Origin of the sequence: uncultured Granulicatella sp., from assembly GCF_963528195.1 — a bacterium.
Taxonomy (GTDB): domain Bacteria; phylum Bacillota; class Bacilli; order Lactobacillales; family Aerococcaceae; genus Granulicatella.
In genome coordinates this window covers 1-9,428 of the sequence record NZ_CAURVN010000046.1, presented here as the reverse complement: position 1 = coordinate 9,428, position 9,428 = coordinate 1, and the positions used below count along the sequence as shown (strand labels likewise).

Annotated in this window: 7 protein-coding genes and 1 pseudogene; all 8 read left to right on the top strand. The window is 34.0% G+C overall.

The features are described from left to right. Positions 1-151 precede the first annotated feature (151 nt). Positions 152-1,576, top strand: a complete 1,425-nt coding sequence (locus RWR88_RS07825) for an ATP-binding cassette domain-containing protein (RefSeq protein WP_314451634.1) — start codon at positions 152-154, stop codon at positions 1,574-1,576. Between the two features lie 370 nt (positions 1,577-1,946). Then, positions 1,947-3,263: a histidine--tRNA ligase gene (gene hisS / locus RWR88_RS07820; RefSeq protein WP_314451632.1), complete on the top strand. Its 1,317-nt coding sequence runs from the start codon at positions 1,947-1,949 to the stop codon at positions 3,261-3,263. A gap of 15 nt (positions 3,264-3,278) precedes the next feature. Next, positions 3,279-5,036 (top strand): aspartate--tRNA ligase, encoded by a 1,758-nt coding sequence (gene aspS, locus RWR88_RS07815; RefSeq protein WP_314451630.1) that lies wholly within the window; start codon positions 3,279-3,281, stop codon positions 5,034-5,036. Positions 5,037-5,112: 76 nt separating this feature from the next. Further along, entirely contained in the window at positions 5,113-5,880 is a 768-nt protein-coding gene (locus tag RWR88_RS07810; protein ID WP_314451628.1) for a DeoR/GlpR family DNA-binding transcription regulator, read from the top strand. A 20-nt stretch (positions 5,881-5,900) separates the two neighbouring features. Continuing rightward, on the top strand, positions 5,901-6,611 hold the full coding sequence (locus RWR88_RS07805) for a class I SAM-dependent methyltransferase (RefSeq protein ID WP_314451626.1): 711 nt from the start codon (positions 5,901-5,903) through the stop codon (positions 6,609-6,611). Continuing rightward, complete coding sequence (locus RWR88_RS07800) at positions 6,598-7,722, top strand: Nif3-like dinuclear metal center hexameric protein (RefSeq protein WP_314451625.1); 1,125 nt, start codon at positions 6,598-6,600, stop codon at positions 7,720-7,722. Before RWR88_RS07805 ends, RWR88_RS07800 begins: the two co-directional genes overlap by 14 nt. Before the next feature lie 20 nt (positions 7,723-7,742). Then, positions 7,743-8,969 carry a peptidase T gene (gene pepT, locus RWR88_RS07795; RefSeq protein WP_314451623.1) on the top strand — a complete coding sequence of 409 codons (1,227 nt, stop codon included), beginning with the start codon at positions 7,743-7,745 and terminating at the stop codon, positions 8,967-8,969. Between the two features lie 293 nt (positions 8,970-9,262). Beyond that, a pseudogene (locus RWR88_RS07790) lies at positions 9,263-9,428 on the top strand (DNA-binding response regulator); the annotation flags it as partial.

The window sequence follows — 9,428 nt, the reverse complement described above, 5'->3', positions numbered from 1 at the left end:
TGGCAGAAATCCAAGATTATGTAAGAGATGAAGCAGTTGTTGACTACATTGGATTTGTTAACTTACATGGAGCAATGAACAATTATATTCATCATTTTGAATTATCTCCATCTGATTTCTATCATATTACGAATAAATTGGTAAAAGACTAATGGGAACAACAGTTTTTGACGTTAAACAATTAAATGCTTCATATGGAGAAGAACTAGTCCTCAAAAATTTAGACTTCTCAATTGCAGAAGGCGAAGTTATTGGGATTATTGGTGAGTCTGGAATTGGGAAATCAACTTTTTTAGAATGTATTCTTGGAAATATTCATCAAAAAGTAATAATGAATGCGACTGAAATGAAGTTTTTAGAAGAAAACTGGTTGAATTTAGATAGTAAAAAGAGAAGAGAATATTTGAGGCAGGATATTGGCATCATTTTTCAAAATGGACAACATAGTTTGGACCCGTTATTTACAATTGGGCAACAATTGGAAGAATTAATGGTACAATCAGAACCACAAAAAATAATCGAAACTCTGAAAATGGTTCAATTAGAGGAAAATGTGTTGCACTTATATCCGCACGAATTATCTGGAGGAATGTTGCAAAGAGTCATGATAGCGATGGCTTTTATCAATCAGCCAAAATTAATTATTGCTGATGAACCCTTTAGTGCATTAGATGCTCCTTTGCAAATGGAAATGATGCAATTAATCGTTACTGTTGCTAAGCATCATAAAGTAGCAACCATTATGGTGACACATCAACAAGAATTAGCCTATCAATTTTGTACAAAAGTATTAACTTTAGAACAGGGACAATTTGTAGAAAAAGAGGAAGTGCTACAAGAAAGAATTCCATTTGTTCGAGACACTGCTGTCGAAAAAGAAGTATTTTTCCAATTGAAAAATGTATCCAATCATTATCAAAGTAATGATGCGATTCTTCAAAGCGTTACGGTCGATATTCCAAAATACAAAGTAACAGGAATAATGGGGCATTCAGGAGCAGGAAAGACAACTCTTGCAAAGATTTTATCAGGCTTTATTCCATACGAAGGCAGTATTGAGATTGAAGGAAAAGAACTAAGAGAGCTATTGGCTTATGAAAAACAAATTTATTATAGAAGAGTTCAATATTTATTCCAAAATAGTCTATTATCGTTTAATCCGAATCAAACAATATTGAAGAGCTTGGAAGAACCGTTAAGATTTATGCGAAGAATAAAAAGTCATACAGAACGAATTCGTATGATAAAGGAATTGTTTACAAGCCTAGAGTTAGATTTCGATTGGTTAGAAAAATATCCTCATCAATTATCTGGAGGCCAATGTCAAAGATGTGCGATTGCAAGAGCTATTTTGGCGCAACCTGAGTGCTTGATTTGTGATGAAATAACGAGTTCACTAGATGATGAGAATCAAGAAAAGGTTATAAAAGTGTTACAAAAAATTCAAGAAGAAACAAATATGACGATACTTTTTATTAGTCATAATCAGTCGTTAATTGAATCGATTTGCTCGAATGTTATTGTGTTAACAGAGGGGAGATTGGTCGAGAAAATAGATTTAGTAGAGAAAAAATAAAAACTGAGTAGGTTAATAAGAAAAACAAGATTTATCATCAAAACTTAACATTTCTATCCACATTACTTGACAAATTGTCAACTTTTTAGTAAATTAGTATCAATTTCATAGGAAATCCAGTGAAGGAGCTAAGTAAATTCACAGCAATTAGAGAGAGAAATCATGGCTGAAAGTTTCTCATAAGACTGAGAGAATTGAAAGACACTCTGGAGGAGAATAATGCAAAGTTATTCCGGCAAAAGAGCCGTTATTTAGTTGAGGAATAGAGGAAACTCTGTTCAAATTTAGGTGGTACCACGAAATAATCGTCCTGACTCATTGAGTCAGGATTTTTTTTACACATTTTTTATACATAGAAAGTAGGGATAAAATGATTCAAAAACCAAAAGGAACAGCCGATTTATTACCAGAGGAAATAAAAATTTGGCACTATCTTGAAGAAACAGCTCGCATCATTTTAGGTGATTATCAATTTGAAGAAATGCGTACACCAATGTTTGAAAGCTATGAATTATTTAGCCGAGGTGTAGGTGATACTTCAGATATCGTTTCAAAAGAAATGTATGATTTTTATGATAAAGGTGACCGTCATATTACATTACGCCCAGAAGGAACTGCAGCTATCGTTCGTGCTTATGTAGAAAATAAATTATTTGGTCCAGAACATAAGAAACCTTATAAAGTATATTATATGGCACCAATGTTCCGTTATGAACGTCCACAATCAGGTCGTTTAAGACAATTTCACCAATTAGGTGTAGAAGTATTTGGTTCAACAAATCCAGCAACAGATGTTGAGACAATTGCAATGGCCTGGGATTTATTAAAAGAACTTGGATTATCAAATATGCGCTTAGTGATTAATTCTCTTGGTAAAACAGCTGATCGTATTGCATACCGCCAAGCTTTAATTGATTATTTAGAACCTTTTACAGAAGAATTAAGTGAAGATTCTAAAAATCGTCTTCACAAAAATCCATTACGTGTATTAGATAGTAAAGATAAACGTGATATCGAAATCGTTAAAAATGCACCACGTATTTTAGAATTTTTATCTGATGAAGCACGTACTCACTTTGAAAAAGTGAAACAATATTTAAGAGCTTTAGAAATTCCATTTGAAATTGATGAAACAATGGTTCGTGGATTAGATTATTATCAAGATACAATTTTTGAAATTATGACGGATTCAAAATCATTTGGTGCTAAAACTACGATTTGTGGTGGAGGACGTTATGATGGTCTTGTTCAAGAATTAGATGGACCAGAAACACCTGGATTTGGATTTGGATTAGGAATGGAAAGACTTGTGTTATTAATGAAAGATGAACAAGTAGAAATTCCTGACTTACAAGAATTAGATGCTTATATTGTTGGTTTAGGGGAAGAAACAGAAGAGGAAGTATTAAAACTTTCTATTTCATTACGTCAACAAGGTTATTCTGTAGATCGTGATTTCTTCGGTAGAAAAGCAAAACCTCAATTTAAAAATGCTCAAAAATATGGAGCAAAAGTTGTCATTACATTAGGGGAAGAGGAGTTAGCAAGTCGTCAAGTTCCACTAAAAGTAATGAGTACTGGTAAAGAAGTAAAAGTTGACTTAGCAGATGTATATGAAGATTTTGATAGTCTGTTCCGCCAAGCAACAATGGATACAACAGCAATCGATGAATATTTTGGAAAATAGAAAGTAGGGATTTGTATGAAAAAGAGATCAATTTACTGTGGATTAGTTACAGAAGAATTAGTAGGAAAAGAAATTACATTACATGGTTGGGTACAAAAACGTCGTGACCATGGTGGGGTTATTTTTATCGACTTACGTGACCGTGAGGGTGTAATGCAAGTTGTATTTAACCCACAACATAACCAAGCAGCTTTTGAAATTGCGGACACATTACGTCCAGAATACGTTATTGAAGTAACAGGTACTGTTGCTTTACGTGGTGAAGGACTAACAAATCCAAACTTAAAAACAGGTTCAATGGAATTAGAAGTTCACCATGTTGAATTATTAGCAAAAGCTAAAACTCCACCAATTTACATCGAAGATGATAAAGTAGCTTCAGACGAATTACGTATGAAATATCGTTATTTAGATATGCGTCGTAAACCTGTATTAGAAAACTTACGTTTACGTCATAAAACAACTCGTGCTATTCGTGAATATTTAGATACTGAAGGATTTATTGATGTAGAAACACCATACTTAGCAAAATCAACTCCAGAAGGAGCTCGTGACTACTTAGTGCCTTCTCGTGTACATGAAGGAAGTTTCTATGCATTACCACAATCACCTCAAACATTTAAACAATTATTAATGGGTGGGGGATTAGACCGTTACTACCAAATCGTTCGTTGTTTCCGTGACGAAGATTTACGTGGAGACCGTCAACCTGAATTTACACAAGTCGATATTGAAACAAGTTTCTTATCAGCTGAAGAAATTCAAGAAATGATGGAAGGCTTATTGAAAAAAGTCATGAAAGATACATTAGGAGTAGAAGTAACAACTCCATTCCCTCGTTTATCATTTGCTGAAGCAATGAGCCGTTATGGTAATGATAAACCAGATACTCGTTTTGCATTAGAATTAATTGATGTAGCGGATATTGTAAAAGATTCTGACTTAAAAGTATTCAGCACAGTTGTTGAAAATGGTGGACATGTAAAAGCCTTAAACTTAAAAGGATTAGCAGATGAATATTCTCGTAAAGATGCAGATAGCTTAGCACAATTTGTTGCTAAATATGGTGCAAAAGGATTAGCATGGTTGAAAGTAGAAGAAGATGGACTAAAAGGACCAATCGCTAAATTCTTAGTAAACCAAGAAACAGCCTTAAGAGAACGTTTAGATGCAGAAGTGGGAGATATTGTTTTCTTCTGTGCGGATAAACCAAGTGTTGTTGCACAATCATTATCTGAATTACGTTTACACTTTGGTAGAAAACATGAATTAATTGATAAAACTAAATTCAATTTCTTATGGGTTGTTGATTGGCCGTTATTAGAATATGACGAAGATGCAAACCGTTATCAAGCAATGCACCATCCATTTACTCGCCCAGTTAATGAAGATTTCAATGCTTTATTAGAAAATCCAGCAGCAGCTAAAGCTCAAGCTTATGACATTGTATTAAATGGATATGAATTAGGCGGAGGATCATTAAGAATTTATAGAAGAGACATGCAAGAAGCAATGTTTGAAGTATTAGGATTCACAAAAGAATCTGCACAAGAACAATTTGGATTCTTAATGGATGCATTAGATTATGGATTCCCACCACATGGAGGAATTGCATTAGGATTAGACCGTTTAGTCATGTTACTAGCTGGGGAAGATAACATCCGTGAAGTGATTGCATTCCCTAAAAACGGTTCAGCAATGGATACTATGACACAAGCACCAAGTCCAGTATCTGAACAACAATTACAAGAATTATCATTAAAAATTCGCTAAAATCAATGAACAATGGAGAAGTCGTCAATGAAGGCTTCTCCTCTGTTCTTCATAGAGAAAAAAGGAACGAATACTAGTGAAAAATAGCAAAGGTGTTGTGTTTAAGAGACAACAAGAAATTTTAAAATTATTACAGGAACATAGGCAATTATCTGTAGAAGAATTATCATCAAGATTAGAAGTTTCCGAAATTACAATCCGTCGAGATTTACAACGTTTTGAAGATCAAGGATTAATTGAACGTTTTTATGGTGGAGCAAAATATATTTCAGGAAAGATTGAAAAAGAAAATATTGAACAAAAACAATATAATTCTACTAAAAAAAATATTGCTCGTAGAGCTTCTGGCTTAGTTCGCAAACATGATATGGTCTTTATTAATTCAGGTTCTACAGCCTTTTTATTATTGAATTATTTAGCAGATGAAAATGTTACGATATTGACAAATAATGGTCGTTCTATTTTCAAAAAAGCCTCTTCTAAAGCTTCAATTGTATTAAGCGGAGGAGAAATTTTTGAGCAAAAAAAATCTTTAGTTGGAGATTTTGCTATTAACTCGTTTTCAAAAGCACGTGCCAATATTTGCTTTTTAGGGGTCGGTGGTATTAATAAAAATGGAATTACGACTGTAGCCTTACCTGAAACAGCAGTTAATCGTGTGATTTTAGAACGCACAAATGGTCCTAAAATAATTGTAGCTGAAGGAGCAAAAGTTGGTAGGGAATCCAATTTCCATACAGCAGATTGTTCTATGATTACGCATTTAATTACGGATTATTCCGCTGATGCTGAAACAGTAGCCTATTTAAAGAGCATTGGTGTAAAAATTTTATTTATTTCTTAATGTGAAGAAAGGAGTAAGAGATGTCAGTAGAATTAAGCCCAAGACTAAAAACAGTTGCTTCTTTTTTAGAAGGAGCGACATTATTATGTGATGTTGGTTCTGATCATGCTTATTTACCGGTTTATGCAATACAGCAAGGATTAATTACTAGCGCTATTGCTGGAGAAGTTGTAAAAGGTCCTTTCGAGTCTGCACAGCAAACGGTTCAAGATTATGCTTTAAACGATAAGATTTCTGTTCGTTTAGGAGATGGATTAGATGTCGTTACTTCAAAAGACGAAGTTACAGCCATTTCTATTTGTGGAATGGGTGGAGAATTAATTGCTCGTATTTTAGAACAAGGTCGAGTAAAGGGTACTTTAACAGGTAAAGAAAGTTTAGTATTACAGCCAAATGTTGCGGAACATTTATTAAGACAGTGGTTAGTGGAACATCACTATGAAATTTTAGAAGAAGTTGTGGTAGAAGATCATCATCGCTTATATGAAATTATTGTAGCTGAAAAAAGAGAACAGAGCTTGCCACTAACAGATACGCAAATTAAATTTGGTCCAAAATTAATAGAGAAGCCAACAGAGTTGGTCATTCGTAAATGGGAACGTCAGTTGCGTAAAATCGAAGAAATTTTAGCGCAATTGAAAAATAGTAAAGAAATTCCAACTGATAAAGTAGAAAAATTTAATCATCAATATCTTGAATTGAAAGGATTGATTGACAATGCCAACCGTTAGAGATATTATTCGTAAATTTGAACAAAGAGTTCCTAAATCTTTAGCAATGGGAAAGGACCCAATTGGCTTACATTTTGGAGATTTGAATCAAGAAGTTCAAGTAGTAATGACGACTTTAGATATTCGTCCTTCTGTCATTCTAGAAGCCATTGAAAAGAATGTCGATTTAATTATTGCGCATCATCCCCCGATTTTTAGACCTGTACAACAATTTGATTTAACAAATCCACAACATAAAATGTATCAAGATATTTTAAAACATGATATTGCCATTTATGCAGCTCATACAAACTTAGATGTTGTTTCAGGTGGAGTTAATGATTGGTTAAGTGAAGTGCTGCAATTAGAAGAAGTAGAAGTACTATCTCCAACAGGAAAACTTCGTCAAATGAAAATTGCTGTGTTCGTACCGAAAGAACAAGCAAACACAGTTCGACAAGCAATGCATGAAGCAGGAGCAGGACAAATTGGTGATTGTTATAAAGAATGTAGTTTTACAACTAGTGGAGTAGGTCGTTTCACCCCAACTGAAGGAGCAAATCCTGCTATTGGACAAGTGAATCAACCAGAACAAGTAGCAGAGGAAAAAGTCGAAGTCATTTGTTATGAAAACCAAGTAGACGCTATTATTACTGCTATGAAAGCTAGTCATCCTTATGAAGTTCCAGCTTATGAAGTCTGGGCATTAGAAAATGATGCAAAAACAATCGGGATTGGACGTATTGGACAATTACCTGAAGCATTATCTGTTGAAGAATTTGTCACTTATGTGAAAAATCAATTTCAATTAAAAGGATTACGTTTTGTTACTCCAAGAAATCGTTCGATACACAAAATTCGTAAAGTTGCCGTTTTAGGCGGTTCTGGTGGAAGTTTTTACCAAGCAGCTGTTAGCAAAGGGGCAGATGCATTTGTAACAGGAGACATTACGTATCATGTCGCTCATGATATTCAAGAGTCACCAATGTTATTAGTGGATGCAGGGCATCATATTGAAGTCGTTTGTATTGAAAAATTAGCGAACTGGCTTGTACAATGGAATCAAGAAGAAAATTGGAATGTAAATGTCATTAAAAGTACGACTTTTACGGATCCATTTGAATTTTTATAAGAAGAAAGTAGGAATGTAATATGCCAAATCAATTAGTTGATCGTTTTATTCGTTATGTAAAAAAAGAAACTCGTTCAGATGAAGCAAGCACAACTGTTCCATCAACACCAAGTCAAACAGAGTTTTTAAAAGACTTAGTAGAGGAATTAGTAACATTAGGCTATCAAGATGTAAGATTAAATCCTAAAAATAGCTTCGTAACAGCAACAATTCCAGCTACGACTACAAAAGAAGTTCCAGTTGTTGGATTTATTGCTCACGTAGATACAGCTGATTTTGAAGCTCGTAATGTACAACCTCAATTCCATGAAAATTATGATGGTGAAGCCATTGTATTAGATAAAGAAGGTAAATTTGTTTTATCACCAAAAGATTTCCCTAATTTGAAAAATTATGTAGGTAAAACATTAATTACAACAGATGGTACAACTTTATTAGGAGCTGACGATAAAGCAGGGGTAAGTGAAATTGTCACTGCTGGTGCATACTTATTAGCACATCCTGAAATCGAACACGGAAAAATTCGTGTAGCATTTGGTCCAGATGAAGAAATTGGACGTGGTGCGGATTTATTTGATGTTGAAGAATTTGGTTGTGACTTTGCTTATACAATGGACGGAGGACCAGTTGGAGAATTAGAATACGAAAGTTTCAATGCTGCTCAAGCTGAAATTACTTTCCAAGGGAAAAATGTTCACCCAGGAACTGCAAAAGATACAATGGTGAATGCTTTAGAACTTGCACGTCAATTCCAAAATGCTTTACCTGAATTTGAAGTGCCAGAACACACTTCTGGACGTGAAGGATTCTATCATTTAATGTATGCTAATGGTGTAGTTGAAGAAGCAAAATTAGTTTATATTATTCGTGACCATGATCGTACATTATTCGAAGCGAAAAAAGCTTATTTACAATTAGTTGTAGATAGATTAAATGCATCATTAGATAGCAATCGTATTTCAATTGATATGAAAGACCAATATTACAATATGGCAGAAATCATTGAAAAAGATTTTAGAGCTGTTGAAGTTGCTCAAAAAGCAATGGAAAACTTATCAATTACGCCAATTATTGAACCAATTCGTGGTGGTACAGATGGTTCTAAAATTTCATTTATGGGCTTACCAACTCCAAACATTTTTGCAGGTGGAGAAAACTTCCACGGACGATATGAATTCGTCGCTGTAGAATCAATGGAAAAAGCACGAGATGTCATTATTGAAATCGCACAATTACTTGCGAAATAATAATATGGCTTTTCTTATAGTAGCTAAGGACGGCAGCAGCTTCGCAAAGCGAATCTCATGCCTAAAAATTGAGCCTAAGGTCTCAATTTTTCCTGCACTATAAGCCCATCTGGCTTATAGTGCTAAAGCTACAGAGAAAAGCCAATTTTATTGGACGGAAAATTTAGTTTGGACATTTAAAACTGAACTTTTAGTGGAGGGCTACACTATTTTGTGTTCACATAGTTTATTGTAGACTATCATTAAATTATGCTAGAATATGCTTGAAATATATTTTCAAAGGAGAGTTAATTATGAAATCTAAAGTTCTAGTCGTAGATGATGATATTGCTATTTTAAGACTTATCAAAAATGTTCTAGAGAGTAAAAACTTTGTCGTGGACACACGAACTGCTATTCCTGAAATTGATATCTGTCATTTTATTGGCTATGATTTAATTATTTTAGATATCATGATGC